The following is a 23,232-nucleotide window of genomic DNA, read 5'->3' as shown; positions in this document are numbered from 1 at the left end:
TGGACTCATCCGACTTCCGATCAGCGTTCATGGCAGCCTTTCCCGCTGGACGGTTCGCTGCCCGCACTGGATACTTGCCAGTGGCCGATCGGATCTCCCGGTTCTCGCGATTGAGATTTCCACGCATGCGCAGGTTCTCGTGACTCCGCCGTGTCCGATGGGTTCTCGCCTAATGACGAACCCATCGGTGTTGCCTTCCCCATAGAGGGACCAGGTCGGCACACGGAAGTTCAGATTTCGGAGCTCAATAGCTGGCCTGCGTTTCCCCCCTTGTCGGACGCTCAGCACAGATCGGTTACCCTCTCTGCACCTCCGATGGAGGCCATAGCAGTTGGCTAGACTTTCTACGTAGGACACTTTCATTCCCTATCTCAATCCGGTTTTATCCCGGCACTCCCCTCACCTCGCTAACGCTCGACTCTCCCGCAAGCGGGAGAGTGCAGTCAACGAATGGTCGAGGGTTCTGTTACGGCTGGTTGGCGTTGCCAACCGCTTCACTCTCACCTCGCTTAGGCTCAACTCTCCCGTCGAGCGGGAGAGTGCAGTCTACTTGGCGGCTAATCGATGAGGCGTTGGGTCAGGCCCTGATACGCGTCGATGCGGCGGTCTCTTAGAAATGGCCAATGAGTCCGCACGACATCAATCTGCTCTAACTGGCAATCGGCGACCAATGTCGCCGGGTCGTCATGATTGGCTTGTTGAATCACTCGGCCATTGGGATCAGCGATAAAGGAACCGCCCCAAAAATCGACGTCCCCTTGCTGGCCAATTCGATTCGCAGCGACGACGAACAAACCGTTGGCAACCGCGTGAGCCCGCATCGATGTCTGCCAAGCTGAAAACTGGTCGTCGCCAAACTCATCACGCTCGCTTTGAATCCAACCAATCGCGGTCGGGTAAAGCAAGATCTCGGCCCCGGCCAACGCCATCAACCGCGCCGCCTCGGGGAACCACTGATCCCAGCAAATCAAGACACCAAGCTTGGCGTAACGGGTTTGGATGGGCCGAAACCCCAGGTCTCCCGGGGTGAAGTAAAACTTTTCGTAGTACAGCGGATCGTCCGGGAGATGCATCTTGCGATAGATCCCTGCAATCGAGCCATCTGCGTCAACGACCACGGCTGTATTGTGATACACCCCTGCAGCGCGCTTCTCGAAGATCGGCACAACGATCACGGCAGCCAACTCCGCCGCAACAGCCTGCATGCGCTGGACCGTGACACCGTCGACCGGTTCAGCATACTGGAAATTTACATGATCTTCCGCTTGGCAGGGGTAAGGCATTCCCACCAGCTCTTGCAGACAGATCACCTGCGCATGCTGTTCACTGACACACTGGCGGATCATCTGCTCGGCGACGTCCAGCGTTGCGTCACGTGAACCGGCAAATGGCATCTGCAAGGCAGCAACAGTGACGACTCCAGGATTGGCAGGCATCGGGTTTTCCTCAGTTGAAAAATGACCGGGGATGCGTAGACTGCGAGGGACGAATCACCGCCCTGTCAAAAACAACAGAGCCACCAGCCAACGCACACGACCAGAATCCTCGGGGCCGCTGAGCCAATTTCCCGCCCGTGCAGGGACTCTGAAAGGACGGCGATTCTGATTCCTCCATTGTCCAGAGAAATCTGCCCATGACGAGAGGCCTGACATGGAAATTCAATTCGTCGGAGCTGATTCCGTACCGCCAACACAGGTTATAGGATGACCATGGAGTTAATTCTCGTCACCGGCACCGGCACGGACGCGGGTAAAACCTACGTTGCCGCCCAGATCGCCACGCAATGCCGCGGCAACGGTCACCGCGTTGGCGTTTACAAGCCCGTGGCCAGCGGTTGCGCTGAGGAAACGGACCAGCAAGGACACACGCAACGTCTTGCCACCGACGCCACAGAGCTGTGGCAAGCGGCCGGCAACCCCAAGGACATCGACTGGGTTTGCCCTCAACGGTTCCTGGCACCGCTGGCGCCCGATCTAGCGGCTCGACAAGAAGGCTCGTCGGTCAATGAAGCCACGCTGGTTGATGGTGCCAAACGCTGGATTGGACACTGCGATTGCCTGATCATCGAAGGTGCAGGCGGACTGATGAGCCCGATCTCCGACCGCTGGCTGAACCTGGACTTCTTTCGCAACCTGGAAACGGAAATGCAGCAACACGTTAGCGCCAGATCGATCGTGCTGGTCTCAGAAAACCGCTTGGGAGTGATTCACGACGTGCTGTCTACACTGTTGGTGGCCAAGCAAAACGAATTGCCAGTGCAAACGGTGGTGCTGTCAAACACCACGCCCCACGGAGCACTCGCCCGGCAGAGTAACCTAACGCAGTTGCAAGATTGGATGGCCAAGCAAGGCCACCATCAAGCCAACGTGTTGGAGTTAGGCTATGGAGGCGATTTGCCCGGATCAGCGATTCACGCGCTGTAAGCGTTTGGTTGAGGATTGGGAGCGCGCGACAGATGGTGCGTGCAAGCAATTCGTTTTTTGCTGCGTGCAAGCACGGCACCCTACAGGGCGTCACGGCGCGAGGCGTGCTTAAGCGCTACGGCGGGTCATTCGGGTGCGTCGTCTTTTGGGCTTGGCTTCTAAATCAAATGATTTTGGCGCGGGTGCACTGCCTCCGCCGACAGACATGGCTTGAATCTCGCCCAGGTACTCTTGCCTAACCTGAGGGTCCTGAATGACCTCGTCGGGCGTGCCGTCGATCAAGACCTGTCCTTGATAGATCACATAGCAACGATCGACGGTGCCTAAGATATCCATCGCAGCGTGATCGGTGATCAGGACGCTGATGCCACTGTCACGCAACTGTTGAATCACACCACGAATCTGTTGAACGGTGACAGGGTCAATCCCCGCAAAGGGCTCGTCCAACATCACGATCTTGGGATCCGACACCAAGCAACGAGCGATTTCCAATCGACGTCGTTCGCCACCGCTCAGACCAGCGGCTTTGTTTTTCCGGATGTGTGTGATCTTGAACTCTTCCAGCAACTGGTCGGTTCGCTCTTTCCGCTGCACGCGGTTATAGCCCAGCAACTCCAGCATCGCACTAATGTTGTCTTCGACCGAGAGCTTTTTAAAGACACTGGGCTCCTGAGGCAAATAGCCCATGTGCCCATCACGCGCTCGCTGAAACATCGGCCAATCGGTCACATCCTGACCGCCCAGGCACACACGACCGCGATCCGGACGTACCATGCCGCAGATCATGCGAAAACTCGTCGACTTGCCCGCACCGTTGGGACCTAACAATCCAACGATCTCGGATTTGCCAACACGCAGGTTCACGCCATCGACCACAGTGCGACGGCCGTATGTCTTTTTCAGATCCGTCGCCTCCAGAATTGGCGCGTAGGGATTGCTGGTGGAGTCCGTTGTAGATTCCAGTGAATCGAAGTCCATTTCGGTGTTTCCCACAGTGGAGGAACGACTGGATAAAGTCATGTGAAGGATCCGGGCAAGGCGACACGTGCCGTGCTGCCTTGGTGACCGATGCCCTGTTACGCCATGCGGTGCCAAAGCCAACGCATCACTCGATCAGACGAAAACGTCCAAAGTTCGGCATCGGGATTGTACCAGACCACGGGTGCGGCCAGAAGACAAATAACGCCTTCCCAATCATCAACTCACGAGGAACGTACGTCGCATCGCTGTAGCTGTAAGCGTCATCATGATAGCGTTCGGGCAGACGCGGCCCGAAGCGACCTCTGCCCCAGCAGCGAGCGTCGGCACTTTGCGGGCTGTTGTCGCCCATCGTGAAAAACTGATCGTCGGCAAGCGGGAATTCCGTTCGCCGCCGCAGACTCCAAAAGTTCGTCTCCAACCACAGCGAAGGGTTCTCATAGACTCGCAAAAACTGATGCAGGCCGTCAAAGGGGTAATCAATGATTTCGGGGCCAGCCTCTTTGGAGCTGATGTAGTACTTGTCGCGATGGAGCACCACATGATTGACCGATGCTTTCCCGCCTCGCACCGCCAAAGCCACGGGAGCCGCATCAAGCGGATTGCCATTGTTTTCAAAACGCGGGTAACTTTCCGCCCCCGTTCTCACCTTGTCACCCTGATAGGTCGTCGGTCCATCACACGAAATCTGGCTGCCATCGATCCACAGCAAGAGCTGATTATCAAAGTTGCTCAGACGGACCGAAAACGAATCACCTGCACGCAGACCGGTCGACGCGGTGACTTGATCGACGGTGGCACCCTCCGGCCCATCAAAGGCACTTAATCGCTGACCCTCCAGCAACAACTGCAAGGTCGCTTGACCGGTTTTTAGATCGATCACGCACTGGTGCAACACGCCTGCTTCGACAAGCTCGACGACAACTTCTTCGCTGCCGGGTCCGGTGGAAAGTTCGGCCTCAACCATTAGGTCGCCAACCCAGTGGCGTCCGCTGTGAGCACGAGCTTCATCATCGGCATCAAAGTTAAATCCATTGAACTGCTGGAGCGGACCGCCAGAGACATAGTCTTCTGCAAAGTCGCGACCGCCAGAAAACAAGCCTCGCTTGGGCTGTCCGGCATAGACGGTTTTCTGGCGAACGTTGTAGAACGAATTGTAGGCGTAGAAATCAGTGATCGCACGTCCATCAAAAGGACGCGCATCTGGAATGGGCTTGCTGCCTTTGGCCGCTGCCCACTGGTCGCTGGTTGGGAAATCGTGGTAATACCGCATCCAGTGACGCTGCTGTGGCGACTGAGTGCTATCCAGCTGGGCCTTCAGACCCTCCGCTGTGCGTTCGATCTGCCACGATCCAGTTGGCGGAGTTTCCAATCCCGGTTGCCAAGCCTGCATCCGCGTGGGCAGCTCGGTTCCGACGAACGCCTGGGGCTGAAACGCCGAGTCGTAAACCAGATGCCGCATCGCCATCAGCTTATCTTCTGGCTTGCGAAGAATCATCGCGTCTTTGGAACCATCCAAGGGCCGCGAATAAAGATCGCCGTGGTAAATCTCCAGGATCTCGTTCGGCAATCCCACCAGGCGTTTGATGAAATTCCGCTTGGGATTGGTTGGCGTTTTAAAGACCACCACATCCCAACGATCAGGGTCGTGCATGGCGTAAGCAAACTTGCTGACCAAAATGCGATCACCGCTAAAGGTTTTGTCACCGCTTTCGTTCGCCAAATCCAGACTGTTTGGATATCGGCAATTGGGACAGTCACCACCGACGACCACCGACATGGCCTGCTCTTCGATGCTGGCACCGATCTGGAACCGCTGGCCGCATTCCTGGCACCAGATATCCTTATGAGCCCCCATCAACGCCGGCGCCATCGAACCGGTGGGAATCACAAACACCTCGAACACGAACAATCGAACAAACATTGCCAGAATGAAAGCAACAACGATCGCCTCAACCGTCTCTCGCTGTCCGGCAACGCGAATCGAATCAGCGAACTGCTTCTCTTTGGATTCGATCGGCTTGGATTTGCTGGGTGGTGACGTCTTGGCCGCAGAGTGTTTGACATCTTCGCCAGACGTCGCGTTGGCGCTGGCCGTGCCCTCTGGTACCGCTGAGGAGGCCGCCGATTGAGCATCGGTGGTCGCCTTCTTGGCGGGTGTGCGGCGCGTTGGCTGGCGTTTTCCTGGTCGCTGATTCTTAGCCATAAATGATCTTAAAAAAACGGATCCGTAAAGCAGACGGCATTTCAATGGTACTTCAAAACGGGCAGGCTCCCGGGGCTCACTGACCAGAACCCGAAATAAGCGTGCCAACGGCACCGGTCTGCTTGCCTGATCTCCTGACAAAACGTCGCGATGGAGGCGTGATGCCAACGGAACAACCCTGAGGGCAAACGCTCACCGCTCAGCATTCAACGTCCCGCAGCAGCACCGCTTCACCAACTGGCCGCTAGCTAAATCGGGTGTTTTGATTCATACTTCAAAGTTGTGATTTCACTGTTAAATCGAAGCACATGGTAGCGACTTCTGCGTCGCGATGTAACTTCGATTCAGCCTGGTAAATCTTGTCTCCGATCGAGAAAAAAGCGGGATTGAGGCAGAGTTTGCTGATTCAAATCGATAAAATGGATGTGACCTGCGATTTTTTTTCTCCCGCGTTCACGTTCACCACACCTCTGCGAAATCTGTGAAATGCTGAGTTCAACGCCCTCAACGCCCCCAACTTGTACCGGGGATCAACAGCCCTTGTCGCTTTCCACAGCGTTTCACCGGCTGCCGGGGATCGCGGCGGCCTGGTGTCCGCGAGGCCGTTGGCGAAGCATGCGAGTGGCGCTGACTGGACTCGCCCTGTCGATGCCTGCGGTTTCAGCCCAGGAAAGCCCTGCCCTGAATAGCACGCCAGCCCAGAACAGCACGCCAGCCCAGAAATCTCCACCATCGCGTCTGGATCCGTCCAAGTCCGTTCAAGTGATGGGGAAGCCGGCCGAGCGCTCGGTCAGTGAACTGATCGAAGATCTGGGAAGCCCCAGCTACCATGCGCGACGCCGTGCCAAGCAACGCTTGCGACTGCTGGGGCTAGAGGCCTTTGACGCCCTGCAGAGAGCCCAACAAGAAAGCGACAACACCGAAGTCATCATTGCCGCTGAATACCTGGTGGCCAGTTTCACACGTTGGGCACTGGCATCGGATCCTCGCCCCGTGGTTGAACTGCTCTCTGATTACGGCAGTCTCACGTCCGCAGAACGCGTCTCACGCATCGAACTTCTGGCTGGCCTTCCGGATCGCAACGGGCTGAGCGCGTTGGCTCGATTGGCTCGCTTTGAACCCTCCCAAAAGAATCGCCAGCGCGCCGCGATGCTGATTATCAAACAGCCCATCGAAGGGACTCCCGAGCGGCGACTTGCGCTGGCCAAGGAAATTCAAACCACGCTCAAGGACGACCGCTCACTGACCTCCACTTGGTTGCTCGCCTACGCCAACGATCTACAGCAAGCCAAATTTACCGTTGCCCCCTGGGAACGACTGATCCAGAACGAGCGGAGGCGACTGAATAAAGGGCTGGATTCCGCGGTCACTGCGGCCTCTGTCACCGAATTGGTTCGCACCATTGCCGGGCGAGCGGCTCGCGAGGGCAGCGTGCAGGCGGCGACCGATCTGGCGGTCAGCAATTTGGATTTGGTCACACCGACCAGCAAAGACCTTGCAGACCATTGCGATTGGGCGCTGTACAACGGGCTGGGTGCGGTTGTCAGCGAACTGTATCAGATGCACCCACTCACGTTCTCTAAGAACGCAGAACTGCTCTATTCCGCTGGCCAAGCACTGGCGGAACAAGGCCAGCAGGCCAAAGCCGAATCACTCGCTTCGGCCGCTCGCAAGTTGTCTCCCTTCCCCGAAAAGAAGGATGACGAAACGGGAGTCGCAAGCTCTCAAGTGCTGGACAATCTCGCCAAAACGCATGGATTCACAGCAAAGTTGCTGGAAAGTCGCGGCATGTTTGACTGGGCCGAGGCAGAGTACAAACTGATCGTTGACCATGGCGGCAGCGAAACCAAGTACGGCTTGATTGGCACCTTCGACCTCGCTGAATTCTATTCGCAACACCAACGGCATCAGGAAGCAGTCGATGTGCTCAAGGATGCAGAGGAACGATTAAGCAAAGACCACGAAAAACACCAGGAACTTAGCAAGCTCGTCAAAGCCTCCTACTTCCAAAGCATTGTTGCTCGTGAGAAAGCCTACGCCTTGCTGCAAAAGGGACAAGACGACCCGCAAATGGTCAAAGAAGCCAAAACTCTCCTGAGGACCGCTTTCGATAAGAGAAGCACGGACATTAACATCCTGATCAAGCTCTATCGACTGGACGATGGTTCGGACAATGGGTACACCAGTTACGTCCAATCACGAATCGCCAGCTTCATCAAATCGTATGACTCGAAGATCCGTTCCGCCGAGGCGCAGATCGCAGCGAATCGAAACTTCTATCGCGACTTGCTGGCCCAATACTTCAATGACTACGCCTGGCTGGTTTGCAACACCACAGGCAATTACCAACTGGCTCTCGAACGCAGTCTCAAGTCAATCGAACTTGCTCCACGTGGTGAACGTGATCAGATCGGCGCTAGACAGGACACCTGTGCTCGATGCTACTTTGCTTTGGGCGACCTGGACAACGCGATCAAGACTCAAAAGCGAGCCCTTGAGAATTCACCGCACGATCCCTCGCTGAACCGGCAACTCAAAGAGTTTCAAGACGCAAAAGCAAAACAATCTGCCGGCACCGCGTCGTAGGATGGGCTCCTTTTCCACTTGCCAGTGACAACCTGCACCGATCTCCGCCCCGTCACATTTGAACCTGACTCTTGAGCTGCTGATAATGAGGCTGCAGTTCCGAAGAGCGTTCCAGATTGATCTTACGGAACGTTTTGGCCGCTAAATCTGGTCGCTTCATGACCTGCAACTGAATTCGCGTCAGCATGATGCCAGCTCGATTGGCCAAGCTCTGCTGCTGTTCCAAAATGACAGCCAGCGGTCGAATCGCATCCATGTATTGCTGGGCATCTGACAGAGCGCTGGCATAGCGCATCAACAGGTCTTCCGACAAGCCGATCGACAATCCTAACGCGTCAGCTTGTCGAAACGCTTCGTTAGCCGATGGCAACGACGCCGCCCCGGCTAGATTCTGACTGAAAACCGAAGCCAGCTCTCCCAACCTGGAATCTGCTTGCGCTTGCTTGATACGTTTGGCGATCGAAGCGTCGGTCTGCACCCGCTGTTTGTCTCCTCTCCCAAAGCCGCGTTTCCTGGACTGTACCGACGCGCGTGCTTCGGCGGCGCCACTGCCAGCAACAGGATGCGACTGGCTAGCAGACGGTTTCGATTGATTGGAGTTCATTCCAATGCGGCCTGCAAGCGTTACATCGCCGCCGGTAACCCGCAGCGCTTCTTCGATAGGGTTCGCGTCCTGCCTTTCGTTGGCTTGATTTGCTTGGCGCTGTCGCTCGCTGTACAAGATCGGATACTGTTGCAGCCAAGGATTTTTGGTAATCAGATCCCAGCCTTCGCAATCCACGCGAGCGGTTCGCAAATACCAGACCGCAACTGGAGCTCCCAATGCGGCGCCCAGCAAGTGCCCCATCGACCCCGACAAGCCAAATCCGGAAAGAAACACCGAGGCGATGTCAAGGACGTTATAGATAATGGCCACCGTTAAGATCCTGGCCTCAAACGTCCCGGCAATGATCCACATGATCCAGTACCAGAAGGTGACTTCGTTCTCGGGTGCCCAAAAGAACGCGATGATCATCAGGCTGCTGATCGCAGCGGAAGCTCCCAACAAGAACGCTTCTGATCCGACACAGAATCCAACCACTTGCATGATTGCATTGACCAGCACTCCGGCCGACAAATAGATACCAAGAGTTTGCAAGCTACCGATTTTGCCTTCGACCACCACGCCGAAGACAAACAGAAAGGCCAGATTTCCCAACAGGTGCCCCGGCCCCGCGTGCATGAACAGTGCCGTGAACCACTGCACGGGGTTCACGGTGCTCATGTCAACCATCAAGCCTTCGAAGCCCTCTGGGCTAAGGTCCCCGTTATAGAGCGCGACGAGCGTGCCGATAAACGTTACCAGATTGACCACGATCAGGCTGACCGTGGTAATCGGCAAGTGATAGAGCGGCGCGTCGGTGCCGACGGGGACAAAAATCATTGGCCAAGATATTCCACGTAAACGAAGTAGGCACCGAAGATCTCATCTTTCTTCGTCTGGAACTCGGCCCAAAGTTTAGTGGTTTGAGGCGCAGCAAACTTCAATTTGAAGCTGACTTCTTTTTGATCTGGAGTCAAAGGCGCTGATTGCTTTTTGCCAGCAATGCGAAGATTCGCCCGAACCGCTGAAACCGCTTTGCCAGGAGTCTCACGAAAGGCGCGAGCACCGGGAACGCCCGAACCGGCTGGAATTGCGGTCGAGATGGTCTTGTCGATCTCGGTCGGCCAGCGGCGGAGACGAAATTCGTAAGTACCGGGTTTGGTGATGTTGACGTTCCAGAAGCCCGTGTTAGCGTCACCGTTCATCGCCGCGCGAACCTGGCTTTGATTCCAAGGCGTCATCCGCGTGGTGATCCAGTCGTGACTGGTCAGACGAGCGGGGTTGTCAGCCGGATTGCCCAGATGAATCGCCGTGGACTGCTTGAACGTTGGCAGAAGTTCGTCCCACCATTGATCATAGAAATCGGTCAGACGGGCAACGACCTTTGGATGCTGCTCGGCGACGTTTGTCTTTTGACCGGGATCCTTGTTGATGTCATACAGTTCTTTGCCGTTGCACAATCGCCACTGATCCGTCATCACGGCGCTTTTGCGCCACTTGATCGGATCTTTGACCCGCTGAGAGTCCGTCACTAAGATACGATCCGGCCACTCAGTGGCTCCGCCCTGGATCAAGGTGCTGATGTCGACGCCATCGAATTTGACTTTCTCTGGTGCAGTCAATCCACACATCTCAATCAGCGTTGGCAACACATCGACATAGCTGGTAATCATGTCGACATCGCGCCCGTCATCAAGCCCTTGTTCAGGCCAGTGGACAAAGAATGGAACACGATGGCCACCGTCATATTCACTGCCTTTGGCCCCGCGCATGCCATCGTTGAAGACTTTGGAACCCGACGAAGTGCCGTTATCGGTGGTAAAGATAAAGATCGTGTTGTCACTGATGTTCAGTTCGTCCAGCAATTCACGGAGTTCACCGACGTTCTGATCGATGTTCGCAATCATCCCGTAGAAGTTGGCCAAATTCTCTTTTTGATCAACGTAGGGCTTGCTGAATTCCTCTGGCGAGTGCATCGGACCGTGAGGAGCATTGGTCGCGATGTACGCCAGGAACGGCTCCTTCTTTTCGGCGGAATCGCGAATGAATTTGGTCGCATAATCAAAGAACACATCGGTGCAAAATCCTTTGACCGGTGTGATCTGACTATTATGCCAATAAGCGCCGTCAAAGTACGCGTTGTCCCAAACATCGGGCGTTTGCCCCACGCCACCACCGCCGTGCCGCATGACTTCTTGAAAGCCGCGATCTTCCGGACGGTAGGGGAAATTGTCCCCAAGATGCCACTTGCCGAACATTCCCGTTCGATAGCCAGCGTCGGAGAACACGTCGCCCATGGTGACTTCATTCTCACGCAGCATGCTGCGTCCCATAATCGTATGCCATACACCCGTTCGATTGGTCCAGTGCCCGGTCAGAAACGCTGCACGCGTCGGCGAGCAAGTGGGTGCGACATGGTAATCGGTCAGTCGCACTGATTCGGAGTGCAAGCGATCAAGCTGTGGCGTTTTCAGGATGGGATTGCCGTGGCAGGAAAGGTCTCCATAACCTTGATCGTCGGTGATGACGATCACAACATTCGGTTGCGTTTGCTTGGACTCAGCCCAGGCCGATCCCACCGTCAACCAAGCCACCACGGCGATTGAACAACACAGCCGGGTCAGCGGGGCTTGAAAGAACGATCGGTCTGTCTTCGTCAGCTTTGAACGAGCGGACGACAAAGAGTCGGGGGATTTGACAGGCATAAAGAGTTGGTGAGGAAAGGAGGGAAGGGAAGCGGGCCTTTCGCGCAGCGGCAGGCCTTCGGTTTTCAGTGGGCGGCTTCCGTGCGCCAGTTGATCAGTCCTGTGAAGTCGCCCAGCCAATCTAAACGGCCCGATTCACAGCGCATGGCGATCACGCCAGCTGACATGTCACATGATGCACGATTCCACGGCGAATCAAGCGTCTTCGACGCCGGTTCAAACGCGATTGCTTTGGAAGAACAGCCCGCCAGCTGCAGCTGCCATGATAATCAAAATGATGAACGGACCGAGTCGTCCTTTGGGCTTCTCAAACACAAAGACAAAGAGATAAAGCAGTGTCATGCACAGAAAGCCTTTGGTCTGATCCACTCGGAATCCTTCAACGATTAGTTTGACCCAGGCGCCAAAGGCGACAAAGGCGCAGGCGGTGCCGGAGAGACCAAAGAAGGTTGCCAGCGCGTTGAACCCGCCCATCGATCCCGTTTCATCGGTGACCTGCATGACAGTGATCACGCCCAAGCCGGCGCCGCTGAACATGATGAATAAAATCAGCAACAGCCCCCACCACGGCAGTCCCGCTCCGGAGGTCATGCGGCGCTGCATTTCAACGTCAGACTTCATGTTGGCTTCGGCACGCTGCAATTGCATTTCGCTCAGCGGCACATCGACGCCAGCGACTTGGTGACCGCCAATCCGTTCACCCGTCGATCGATTGAAGCCGCAACCGGTACACAACACTGCGTTGGGAGCCATCGTGGCACCACAAGCAGGACAAGCCGAGTTGACGTTGGTTTCAAAACCTTCTTCGTCAAACAAGTTGCCCAGCGCTGGTTGATTCATTGCCGGCTGTGCTGGTGTTTGCGGAGGCATTGGTTGGGCAGCTTGGGCTGCCATGGGCGCCGCTGCAGCGCCTCCACCGGGGACCTGAATTGCAGCGCCGCAGCCCGGGCATTTGACGGCCTTGCCAGCAAACTGCTCCTTGACTTGCAGGCGTTTGCCACACGAACACTGAATTTGAATTGGCATCAGAGAAGATTAAATCTGGGGGCGGAAAAGCTTGGCCAACCCAGCGGAAACAGACAAAACGGCAGCATGCGTTCCGCAAGGTGAATCGCCGGGATTGTGACGATCCCGATTCTAGCTGTCCACCGCCCGATTGTCCGCTGCGGAGCACTCGGGAAAGCCAATTTCACGCTTTTTTCGGACCGATTGTAGTGCTGGTTTGACGAAGGTCTTCCCGCCAAACGGGATGCCAATCACCTAGACAGCGTCTCGCAACCGGTCCGTGAAATCCGGAAACGCGGATCGGACCCGAGTCCAATTGGGAATCGCCTCGGCGCCATTAGGATCGAGCTGATACAGCTCTGCGGACGTCGTGATACAACTTGCGAAGGCATCAATCATGATCTCTTCGTCATGGCGGTTGTATGCCACGTTATTCACGCGAGCGTCGGCAGCGTACTGACGGATGCAGTCCTGGGCGCTCCTCAAGAACAGACTGCGTAGGGTGATGAAGGCGTCGCTGGTCAGGACAATTCCTTGACTAGCCAAAGTCCGATAGACGGTGGTCAGAATGTCGATCGCCATCTTCATCAGCCCTGCCTGCTTGTTCTCCAGCGAGGCCGACTGGTGCTTGTGCTCGTACAACCGGCAAAGGTCAACTTGACAGACGCGCTTCAGTGACGTGTTGCGGAACACTTCAGCCAACGTCCCCACTTCCAATCCCCAGTCACTGGGGATCCGGTTAGAACGGGCCAAGTTGCGCGTCAACGAAAACTCGCCCGCCAACGGATAGCGAAAGTTTGCCAGGTATTCCAAAAACCGATTGGTGGGATACAACTGCACCAGCGCTCGCAGCAACGGAGCGACCAGCAAACGCACCACGCGACCATGCATGCGGTCCGTCACGCGAGCATAGTAGGCCTTGCAAAATTCAAAGTCCAAGGCCGGATCAACCATGGGCAAGCATAGCCGCGACAACAGCGTGCGGTCATAGTCCACGATATCACAATCGTGCAACACAAAGACATCGATTCGAGGATCCGCCAGCAGGTAACCAAACGCGGTCCACACACTTCGCCCTTTCCCAGGCGTCGACAGCGGCAAGCCAGCATCAATCAGTTCTTGATACAGAGCTTGCACCTTGGGACCATCTGTCCAAAGCACCTTACAGCGATCGCCCAACGGAGCCACCTTCTGGAGCGTTTCCTGGTAGTCCGATTCGTCTGGTGCGACACCCAAACTGACGACGATCGTGTCAACGTAATCGGCCGCCGAGAGTTCTTGCACAATTCGATCAAACGGTTCCGCTCGCATGTCCGAGGCCGTCACCGGCAGAACCAAACCGACATTGGAGTGTCGCGTGGCGCTGCGCATCATCTCTTCAAGTTGATCCAGCTCGCTGGTGCGCAAATCGTGAATCGTCGTGATTAAATTGTGTTGAAAGAAATCTGGCACGCGGAACTCCTATGGGTGACACGAAATAGCAAGGCGACCGAGTCACGTTGCTCAACCGGCAGGCATCCGGAAAGTGTCTTGCTGATGAGAGCACCTGTGCTTGCAACGAAGCACAACAGTCCTGCAACAAGAGACTCGACTCCTCCGCCTCTGGAATCGCCGCCGTCCGCTGGTCTGCCTCGCCAGCAGGCGAGACATGACTGGACTCGGAAGTCACCGGTCAATTTTGCCTTGTGTTGCGAGATTGCTCAACAGGGCTGACCGCGTGCGGGGACTTGTCCGCCATGAGAACCGATAACGGTTGGATTATTTACCGCAAGAAGAGGATCACTGGCCCACAAAGGGATTCCGTTTCACCACGAAATCGGCCGGTGGAGGCTTGGGCAAGGCCAGAGTTTCCTCACTGGCACACAGCTGCACCCATTCGGAGATCTGGTCGGCATCCATGTAACCTGTCAGGTCCCCAACCACGCGTCCATTTTCAATCAACAGCATCCGCGGGATTCCTTGCACCTCAAAAACGGCCGCCAGTTCCGGTGCCTGGTCGGTGTCCACCTGAAACACGCGAATCGGCAGATCCGAGCGTTCAACTTTGGCCAATTCTGGCTTTAAGGCCTGGCAGGGACCACACCAGTCGGCGCCAAACTTAAGCAACAGCAACGGGGCCTGTGGATCGCTGGCAGCACTTCCCAGGGTCGACGTCAGGGCCGTCTGTTTAAATTCAGACAACTCATACGACGTCTTGCCGTCAGACAGGTTGGGACCGATGCCACTGCGAACGAAGGAAACCAGTAACAGTCCAACGAGCAGGATGGCAAACAGAGGGATTGGATTCTTCATCAGTTCTGCAATCGTTGGCGGACAGGGTTTCGGCAAACGCCTGATGGGTTTGGCCCCAGCAAAGCATCGAGTTCTCACTAGCATAACATGGCACAAACCACGCTTGATCCGCCACCAAGAGGGAGATTTCTGGTGAATTCCAAATACGGCTCTCCGTCATAGCACACCTGATCCGGAGGGGGCGCCTACTTTCCCGCCAACGCCATGTCGTCCAAGAGACGGGGCAGTTGCCGTAGCAAATACCGAGGCAATACCGCCAAGACTTGTCCGGACGCCTGATCCACCGCGACACCCGCAATGACGGCTTCTTGCAGCCGGGCTCCGCTGATGACCTGCTGAATGCGATCAGCAACCGCCTGAGGGTCGTCGCTCTTGATCCAGAAGATCACCGGTAACCGATCATACGTCGCTTGGCTTCCGATCCACCAGTGTTTGTCATCAACGATTCGCGTCTGTAGTTCGATGGGTGACAACATCCGTTTAAGCATGGTGCCCGCGTTGTCGTCAGCGGCAACATGAGGCATTAGCAAAATGCCCGGATCCAACCCCTGTGGCAAAGCATCGTTCCAGTTCACGAACAAACTGGTTTGATTGACGCTGCCCAACTGTCGGACCAGCGAACCAAAGGCGATTGGATGCAAGGGTTGGGCAATGTTTTTCCCGCGATCCAACTGCGGCCAGCCCGCGACCTGTTGCTGCAACGGACCCGCCCATTTTGCATAGGCTTGATCATCGATCTTTGTCGGGGCGGATCGAATGCGGCGAATCGCGTCACAGACCAAGGCACCGATCTGGCGTTCGCCTTCGCCAACCGGCTGTGGGCAATGTCCCGGGGGGAGCGGAGCAGGGGGGGCGACCGCTTCATCCTGCGGTGCATCGGGAACAGCGGGCAGCGGCGCGACAGCCTCAGCAGGCAACCCCAGAATCTGTTTCGCCATTGCAACGGCACTCACCACTTGATCCGAACCGGGGTCACCAAGATCGGTCAAGTCATAAAGCTCGTCGTAACGAGCGTTCATCACGTCGGGATCAGGCCGAACCACGATCGTGTGCGGCGTTGCCGAATACTCCAGATTCAGTCGGCCACAGCTCTCATCAAGCACTTGGCGAAGCGTGGTCCAACCTTTGGGGACAGGAACACGTTGATTCATGTTCACACCAACGAGATCCAATTCCACCCAACGTAAGTCAAAGGGGATATCACTGTAGTGCTGAACGATCTCTAAGAGCGGGAAAAAACGATAGCCCTCCGGAGTCTTGACCTGCAACGCGAGCCGCCCATCGAGCGAGCGTTTCAAGTTAATCGGCGGCCGCTCGGGCACGCGCTGACCCGCATCGCTTCGCTCCGCCGCCAAATCCACTTCGATCTCATCGAGCGTCTTGGGCGCCGGATCGCTGGCTTCCACCTGCACTTGTTCCAAGTCCGAGCTTAAATCCCCCAGCAAGTCCTTCAGGTGGTCGGGCAACTCCAAATCACTGGGCCCGTCTGACTCGGCGTCCCCCGCTGGGTTGGCTTCCTGGCCATTGGGTTGCTTCAGGTCGCCGGCCATCCCCTGAAGTGGACTTTGCGGCAACAACGGATTCTCGGGCAGCAAGCCGGAGGGCAGGTTCGCTGAGTTACCGTTGTCGGTCGCCATTTCTTTAGGCTTCGCCGACGGATCATCCCCGTTTTGATCCGTCTCTGGCGGATCGGCCGGCGGTTGTGGAACTGGCGGAGCTTGTTGCGGATCGCCAGTCGCGGCATCCGCTGGCGTGACGACGGGATCTTCGTCCGAGGGATCTGCATCAACGACCGCAGGATCATCCACTGCATCAACGGCAACCGGATCGGGGACGGAGGCGACCTCTTTGCCGTTGCCACGCATCATCACGGCGACCAAGATGCCGATGCTAAGCAGACTGGCGACGACAATCCCGCCAATCAAGACGGCACGGTGCGCCGTTGAGGTTTTCTGGAGATGCCAGTCGGCGGGCAGTGGCGCGGGTTCAGACTGACCGCCTTCGGTCGCAACGGGCGTTTCGCCTAGCTCTTCAACCGGCGGCGCATCGCGTTGCGATTGTTCTGGCGCCTCACCAGGCATCGGTGGCGGCAAGGGAGCGCGAGGTGCACGCAGAGCAGACGATTGCGAACCGCTGTCGGCGGCAATCGATTCTTGGGTCAACGCTTCGCTGTCGACCGAGGCATTACCCAGTGCAAAGTTGCCCGCTTCCACATCGCCATCGCCAGCCCGTTCGTTGACTCGCGGGGCCGGCTCGCTGGTTTGGTCTTCGGGCGCAGTGATCTGCACCATCGACTGACACTTTGGACACGCAACAATGTTGCCGACCAAATGGAGGTGATTCACTCGTAGCCGACTGCCACAAGTCATGCAGGGAATGGAAAACGGTGTGAAGTTCACGAATTTTGGTCTCCAAACGCCCGCTCATGAGGAGTCTGATCACAGCGAGTGTCGGCCAGCAGGGCCGAACGCTCGCCCAGACAAGGTGTCGACAAGGAAATCAATTGTAGAAGATTTTGATGAAAAACGTGCGAATTAAACGAGACTCACGAGGCGAAATGTTCACTGCAGGCAGCGAAATCCAACATTTCGTGATCTGTTTTACCCGGTTGAACGGAATCTTCGGCTGCTGCCTTCGCGTCTTTAACAAGATTGCTGTGGGCGTGGCTGACGGCCGCCGCTAGGATTGTAGAGACAGGCCGATGCTGGGCAACCAGACAATCAGCAGGAACTTGAGACTGCCCCAACAACTATTTCGATGATGCTGGATACCCGTCGTTACGACGATCGAGAGCACTTAACGTTAGCCAGTTACGCGATGCACAGTCGCGATTCGCAAGGCCGTAAGCACGATGAAGGGGAACACTCCTACCGAGGTCCGTTCGCGCGCGATCGTGACCGCATCCTGCACAGCAGCGCGTTCCGCAGGCTATCAGGCAAGATGCAAGTCTTCACCGGTGAGATGGGCATTTATCATCGCACCCGATTAACGCACACCATCGAAGTCGCTTCGATCGCTCGCACCATGGCTCGAGTGCTGCGCTTAAACGAAGACTTCACCGAAGCCCTGGCTCTGGTTCATGACATTGGTCATCCGCCGTATGGACACTGTGGCGAAGATGCACTGAGTGAATGCATGCAACGTGTCGGCGGATTCTCGCATAACGGCTTTGCGTCGGTAATCGTCGAAGAACTCGAGCAACGCTACGCTGATTTTCCTGGGCTGAATCTGACGCTAGAAATTTTAGACGGACAGGTGATTCGAGCCAACAAAGCACACGCGGCCATTGGCATCGCGCCGCTGCTGGAAGTGCAACTGGTCGACGCAGCTGACTCGATGGCCTATGACGCCCACGACGTTGACGACGCCCTGCAATTGGGATTGCTTTCCATGCACGAGCTCTCCGAGCTAGCCATTGTGCGACGGGCCCTGGAAATGATCAAACAGCGCTGCGGGACCGATCGCATTCGCCAACTGCGCCAAGCCCTCGTGCACCAATTGATCGACTTGCAAGTCACCGACTTTTTGCAAGAGAGCAGCGAACGCTTGCTGCCTTGCCAAAGTCTGCATGCCGGTGACGTCAGGCATGCTGGCGTGCGACTTGAACACAGTGACGACTTGCGCCGCGAACGCGGTGAACTGGAAGCCTTTTTATTCGACGCGGTCTACCGCCATCAACGACTCATTCCCGTCCGCCGCGCCGCCTACCATCGCGTGCAGGACATGTTTCAAGTCTTGACCGGTGACCCCAAGCGACTGCCACTGCGATTTCGACGCCGCACCGAAACACGGCCGATCGAATCCGTCGTCGGCGAATACTTAGCCGGCATGACCGACGCCTTTTGCGACACTCAGTATCGCTACGCCACCGATGGCAGCACTGGGCCGTTGGCTGACTGGTAACTGCTGACTGGTAACTGCTGACTGGTAACTGCTGACTGGTAACTGCTGACTGGTAACTGCTGACTGGTAACTGCTGACTGGTAACCAACCACCGACACTCCGCGTCCCATTAAACGCCTTCTCCTTTGACGTTCCCGCCGGTCATCCTCCGGCTGGAACGCGTTTAAATCCGACGCCAAACCGCCCGACTATTGTTTGTCGTACAGCGGCATTGGGAAATCAGATTCCACACTGCGATCGTTCACGAACGCAGTCTCCAAACGCTTGACGATCTCTGGATGATCCTTAGCCAAATCGTTGGCTTCCGACGGATCCGCCTCCAAATCGTACAACTGCCACGGGCCCGGCGTTTTCCGTAGCAGGCTCTTCCGGATCGCCTTCCACTTCCCATCACGAATCGCAACCTGCCCACCGTAACCGTTGAAGTTCCAGATCAGTGGTTTCTTGCGCTGAATGGATTCGCCTTCGATGAGGCTCACCAAGCTGACACCGTCAAGTTGTTGCTCGGGCAGTTCGGCTCCCGCAAGCTCCGTCATCGTGGGAAACCAATCCGGGAAGTAAGACGGGAAACTGTTCTCGCTGCCTGGTGTGACTTTACCGGGCCAACGCACAATGCAGGGCACTCGAATGCCACCTTCATCACAGCTTCCCTTGAAACCCTTCAATCCGCCGGCTGACTCAAAGAACGTGCACGCGGCGCCACCGATGTGAAAGTTTGGATTGCGGCCGCCATGCGTGGGGCCATTGTCCGATGTGAAGATCACGATCGTGTTGTCGCTCAATCCATGTTGCTCTAAACGGTCCAGGATCGTGCCAACGTGCTCGTCCAGATCTGAAATCATCGCCGCATAGGCCGCTCGCGGTCGCGGGTGAGGCAAGTAACCGTTGTCACCGCGATAGGGCCCGTTCTCTTTGTCCCAGGCTTCGGGGTAACGATCGATCCATTCCTGTGGGGGTTGCATTGCCACATGCGGTTCGACGAAGGGAAGGTACAGAAAGAACGGCTTGTCTTTGTTGCTGTCCAGAAAGCGAACCGCTTGATTCAAGATCAGATCAGGCGCATAGTTGGCCGCACGATAATCATCGGCGCTGACAGGGCCTTGCGGTTTGCGATCGTGTCCAGGAATCGGATACTTGTTGACAGCCACTTCACGCTCGTCACTGTCCAGAAAAGGCGGGTAATAACTGTGAGCGTTGCGTTGACAGTTGTAACCGTAAAAGCGATCGAACCCTTGTTTGTTCGGTGAACCGGTGGTGTTGCTGGGTCCGAGTCCCCATTTCCCAAATCCGCCCGTGGCATAGCCCGCCTCGTTCAGCACTTCAGCAATGGTGACAACCTGCTCGGTGATCGGCCACTGACCTGGATAGATGCGGCCATTGCCAGAATCTTTGTTGCTGCGAATCTCCGCATGCCCAAGGTGCTGGCCCGTCATCAACGTACAGCGTGCTGGCGCGCAGACCGGGGCTCCGGTGTAATGATCCAGGAATCGCATGCCTTCACTGGCAAGCTTGTCCAGATTCGGTGTCATGATCTTCTGCTGGCCATAGCTTCCCAATTCGCCATAGCCCAAGTCATCCGCCAAGATAAACACAATGTTCGGTCGCTTCGCTGCCTGGGCCTCGGCACGACCAGAACAGCAGAGCGCGAAAACACAGCACACTGAGAAAGCGACGAATGCACAGAGCTGTGCCGGAGCACGATGGCGAAAGAAATGCAGCATTTGCAGACTTGGCAGGTTGGAGTTTCTAAGCGAGATGCTCGACAGAGGCCGGACGACTCAGGCACCAGCATCCATGGAACGGTCCGCGCTAGTTTCGTCGGAACACTCCGGTCAGTCAAACCCTGACGCAGCAAAACCCCTTCCAAAGGACTAATCCAGCTGCATGTCCCACGGGCAAATTGGCGTTTGACTGCCAATGCAACGGCAAATCCTTTTTTACCTAATCATCCCCATTTTCATAACGGGACTGGGTAGCCCCCCCATTCTGAGAAGAATTCCCCAAGATAAAACGTGTCGTTGCAATTGCTCTGCCGAGCTGCCGATAGGTGACCGTATTGAACTCCATTCCCGCCGTCCCAATTGAAAACTTGGTGCTTCGATGCGTCTCTCCATGCCCGCATTAGCGGCAGCGATTGTGCTAGCCGTTTCATTCCTGCCCCAGTTCGCCAACGCCCAAACGTACACGCAACGCTATTCGCAAGTACCGATTCCCGGCCGCGGACAGGAAATCGATTACGTAGGCGATAAGTTCGAAGACCCCGAGTGGAGCTTCGTGCACAACATGCCCAAGAGCTCCAGCGAGCTGAATGATCGCACCTACGGGCCGATGGGATACTCCAAGAACCGGCGCTGGAATGAAGGCCCCATGCGAGGGCAACCGGATTTCATGAAAGTCATCAAAACCCCGCCCGGAGGACTGCCTGACAGCAAAGGTGCACTGCAGATCTCGACGTTGCGTTCAGGGATTCCCAACAACAATACCAACACGGTCGAGCAAGATGACTTGATCATGAACGTCAGTTCACGCTTGGGAACCACCATTCAAGCACACGAGCTGCCAAGCTGCGTCGTCCGCGTTTACCTGCCCGAGCCCAAGCTTTGGGAGAACCGTTCCGGACCGCACTTCGGCATTCGCCTGGGTGTTCGCACCACGATTCAAGAACAGCGCACCGGTTTGTTCGCGATGGGCAGCAAAACCGTCACTGAACCTTACTGGCCCGGCATCTGGGTCCACTTTCGCAGCGAAACCAGCCGCAATGTTGAAACGGATTCAGCGTACTTGAAGATCCGAGGCACCACGCGAGGCAACGACTTCAAATCCAAAGAAATTCCTGTCGAACAATTCGGCTGGTGGACCTTCGGCATGTCAATCAGTGCTGACGGCCAAATTCACTACTTCGGCAAACCAGGCGTCGAAAACCTAACGATGGCCGACCATCTCTCCAGCCAGTACCCCTACGGCTTCAAAGCGGAACGCATGAGCTCGTTCTTCTTCAACATCTGCAACAATAACAATGGCCGTACCTGGTCGACGCCGTTTGTGATTGACGATCCATCGTTCTACGTCGCCAACGCAACCCGCATCCAACAACTGGTGCAGCGCAAAGTCGACTACGAAAACCGTCGCGCACAAGCGGCCGCAGAGCGAGCTGAAAAGCAACGCCAGGCGCGGGCCGCCGCTCAAGAGGCGGCCAAGCAACGCCAAGCCAAGGCAAAGCCGCAATCGGCAACCAAGCAACGCTAACCCCGCCACTCTCGACAGTCCCTTGGTTTCCAAGGGGGCATGAAACTTCTCGGGCAATCCGTTAAGCTGTCAGCGACTGTTTTACATCATGCTGAATTGGAGAGATTGATGAGCGAGCGAATCATTATGCGTACCGGCGAATGCTTGATTGCCGGTGGACCACCCTTTACCGCTGCAGAGCCCGAAGTGGTGATCGGAGAACTTGATGGTCCCGTTGGCACCGCCATTGCCACGCTGACTGGCAACCAGTCCGCCGGCCACAGCAAGGTGTTTGCGATTCTCGACACGGACATCCAAGTGCGTCCAGTGACCTTGATGGTCAGCAAAGTGACCGTCAAGAGTTCAGACTACACCAATATTCTAATGGGCACAGTCCAAGGCGCGATCGCCAACGGCGTCCTGGACGCCGTGCGTGCCGGCGACATCCCCAAGGAAAAAGCCAACGACCTGGGCATCATTTGTAGCGTCTGGTTGAATCCAGGCGCGGCGAAAGATGAGAACCTGGACCATGAAGCTCTGTTCGACATCCACCGCCGGGCGACCGCTCAGGCGATCAAAAAAGCGATGTGCAACGAACCGTCGATTGATTGGTTGTTAGAAAACCAAGACAAAATCACGCACAAGTATTACCAGCGTGCGCTGGACGCAAAGAAGTCCTAAGCGACTCCATCTTTGCCCCTTGCAAGGCTAGGCCACAAGAACACCAACCATGTGGCCGTCCGTCCCGCCCAACGCTGCCTACAGGCGTTGGGCATTCGCCTCGCAACGTCCCGCCAGCAACCATTTCAGCCAACCCGGCCAAAATGGATTGACTTGCTTTGATCGACATCAAGTCAGCCTTGCTTCGCAGTCTCATCGCGGAGACGGCCTTCTGCACGACGGGGCTCTCCAGGGGAGACATCTGCGTCCCCGATTCCTGTAGCGACTGAGGCCGTCTTCTAGCCTGTTGCTCAGGCTTGGCCGCGCGGGGCTGGACCGCGAGTGAATGAGAGGATTGAATCGCTCAGCATTCACCGAGGCACAGCCACGCGCCTCGGGTGGTTCAGTCCGCCGCCTCAAACGCGCATGAAGGCAAACGCGGGAGATGGGGAACGCTAATAAGCACTCATCTATTAGCGTTGATGAGTGCCTATGAGTGTTCCTGATCTGGCACGCCGAACATTGCGCCTTTTGTACGACGATCGCTTGGCCTTCACCGTGGCATGGCGAATGAGATGAATTTCAATGGCCCACCCGATGTTGCAATCAGCAGCCTGGACTTCAGTGTCAATGTCGACGCGCCTCGGACGGTCAAGTCCACAGCCT

15 protein-coding genes are annotated in these 23,232 nt (G+C 56.3%); 5 read left to right on the top strand and 10 right to left on the bottom strand.

Annotated elements, in window-relative coordinates; genetic code table 11:
* Positions 1–557: 557 nt before the first annotated feature.
* Positions 558–1,436 carry a carbon-nitrogen hydrolase gene (locus SV7mr_RS10980; RefSeq protein ID WP_145271919.1) on the bottom strand — a complete coding sequence of 293 codons (879 nt, stop codon included), beginning with the start codon at positions 1,434–1,436 and terminating at the stop codon, positions 558–560.
* 273 nt (positions 1,437–1,709) lie between these two features.
* On the opposite strand from SV7mr_RS10980, the gene bioD reads away from it, so the two are divergent.
* Entirely contained in the window at positions 1,710–2,423 is a 714-nt protein-coding gene (gene bioD, locus SV7mr_RS10975) for a dethiobiotin synthase (protein WP_419188391.1), read from the top strand.
* Between the two features lie 108 nt (positions 2,424–2,531).
* Here bioD and lptB read toward each other — a convergent pair whose 3' ends face one another.
* Together lptB and SV7mr_RS10965 are read right to left on the bottom strand one after the other, a co-directional pair.
* On the bottom strand, positions 2,532–3,401 hold the full coding sequence (gene lptB / locus SV7mr_RS10970; protein WP_145278323.1) for an LPS export ABC transporter ATP-binding protein: 870 nt from the start codon (positions 3,399–3,401) through the stop codon (positions 2,532–2,534).
* A 127-nt stretch (positions 3,402–3,528) separates the two neighbouring features.
* Positions 3,529–5,607, bottom strand: a complete 2,079-nt coding sequence (locus SV7mr_RS10965) for a S26 family signal peptidase (RefSeq protein ID WP_145271914.1) — start codon at positions 5,605–5,607, stop codon at positions 3,529–3,531.
* A gap of 486 nt (positions 5,608–6,093) precedes the next feature.
* On the opposite strand from SV7mr_RS10965, the gene SV7mr_RS10960 reads away from it, so the two are divergent.
* Positions 6,094–8,193, top strand: coding sequence for a tetratricopeptide repeat protein (locus SV7mr_RS10960; RefSeq protein WP_145271912.1), 2,100 nt, complete (start codon positions 6,094–6,096; stop codon positions 8,191–8,193).
* 52 nt (positions 8,194–8,245) lie between these two features.
* Here the strand turns inward: SV7mr_RS10960 and SV7mr_RS10955 are convergent, their stop codons facing one another.
* From SV7mr_RS10955 to SV7mr_RS10930, 6 genes are all read right to left on the bottom strand, one after another.
* Entirely contained in the window at positions 8,246–9,616 is a 1,371-nt protein-coding gene (locus tag SV7mr_RS10955) for a rhomboid family intramembrane serine protease (protein WP_145271910.1), read from the bottom strand.
* A complete protein-coding gene (locus tag SV7mr_RS10950; protein WP_145271908.1) occupies positions 9,613–11,481 on the bottom strand; it encodes an arylsulfatase in 1,869 nt (622 codons plus the stop codon). Before SV7mr_RS10950 ends, SV7mr_RS10955 begins: the two co-directional genes overlap by 4 nt.
* A 216-nt stretch (positions 11,482–11,697) precedes the next feature.
* Positions 11,698–12,507, bottom strand: a complete 810-nt coding sequence (locus SV7mr_RS10945; protein WP_145271906.1) for a hypothetical protein — start codon at positions 12,505–12,507, stop codon at positions 11,698–11,700.
* 234 nt (positions 12,508–12,741) lie between these two features.
* Positions 12,742–13,938, bottom strand: a complete 1,197-nt coding sequence (locus tag SV7mr_RS10940; RefSeq protein ID WP_145271904.1) for a glycosyltransferase family protein — start codon at positions 13,936–13,938, stop codon at positions 12,742–12,744.
* A gap of 327 nt (positions 13,939–14,265) precedes the next feature.
* Positions 14,266–14,778 carry a thioredoxin family protein gene (locus SV7mr_RS10935; RefSeq protein ID WP_419188390.1) on the bottom strand — a complete coding sequence of 171 codons (513 nt, stop codon included), beginning with the start codon at positions 14,776–14,778 and terminating at the stop codon, positions 14,266–14,268.
* 185 nt (positions 14,779–14,963) lie between these two features.
* On the bottom strand, positions 14,964–17,069 hold the full coding sequence (locus SV7mr_RS10930; protein ID WP_145271900.1) for a hypothetical protein: 2,106 nt from the start codon (positions 17,067–17,069) through the stop codon (positions 14,964–14,966).
* 466 nt (positions 17,070–17,535) lie between these two features.
* Between SV7mr_RS10930 and dgt the strand changes: the two genes are divergently transcribed.
* Positions 17,536–18,681, top strand: coding sequence for a dGTP triphosphohydrolase (gene dgt, locus SV7mr_RS10925; protein WP_419188389.1), 1,146 nt, complete (start codon positions 17,536–17,538; stop codon positions 18,679–18,681).
* Positions 18,682–18,869: 188 nt separating this feature from the next.
* On the opposite strand, the gene SV7mr_RS10915 is transcribed toward dgt, so the two are convergent.
* Positions 18,870–20,402: an arylsulfatase gene (locus SV7mr_RS10915; RefSeq protein WP_145271898.1), complete on the bottom strand. Its 1,533-nt coding sequence runs from the start codon at positions 20,400–20,402 to the stop codon at positions 18,870–18,872.
* Positions 20,403–20,781: 379 nt separating this feature from the next.
* On the opposite strand from SV7mr_RS10915, the gene SV7mr_RS10910 reads away from it, so the two are divergent.
* Complete coding sequence (locus SV7mr_RS10910; protein WP_145271896.1) at positions 20,782–21,927, top strand: hypothetical protein; 1,146 nt, start codon at positions 20,782–20,784, stop codon at positions 21,925–21,927.
* A gap of 108 nt (positions 21,928–22,035) precedes the next feature.
* Entirely contained in the window at positions 22,036–22,587 is a 552-nt protein-coding gene (gene fae / locus SV7mr_RS10905) for a formaldehyde-activating enzyme (RefSeq protein ID WP_145271894.1), read from the top strand.
* The last annotated feature ends 645 nt before the right edge of the window (positions 22,588–23,232 follow it).

It is taken from the genome of Stieleria bergensis (assembly GCA_007745635.1).
Lineage (GTDB): Bacteria > Planctomycetota > Planctomycetia > Pirellulales > Pirellulaceae > Stieleria > Stieleria bergensis.
The sequence above is the reverse complement of the archived record's forward strand: the minus strand, read 5'-3'. Positions and strand labels throughout refer to the sequence as shown.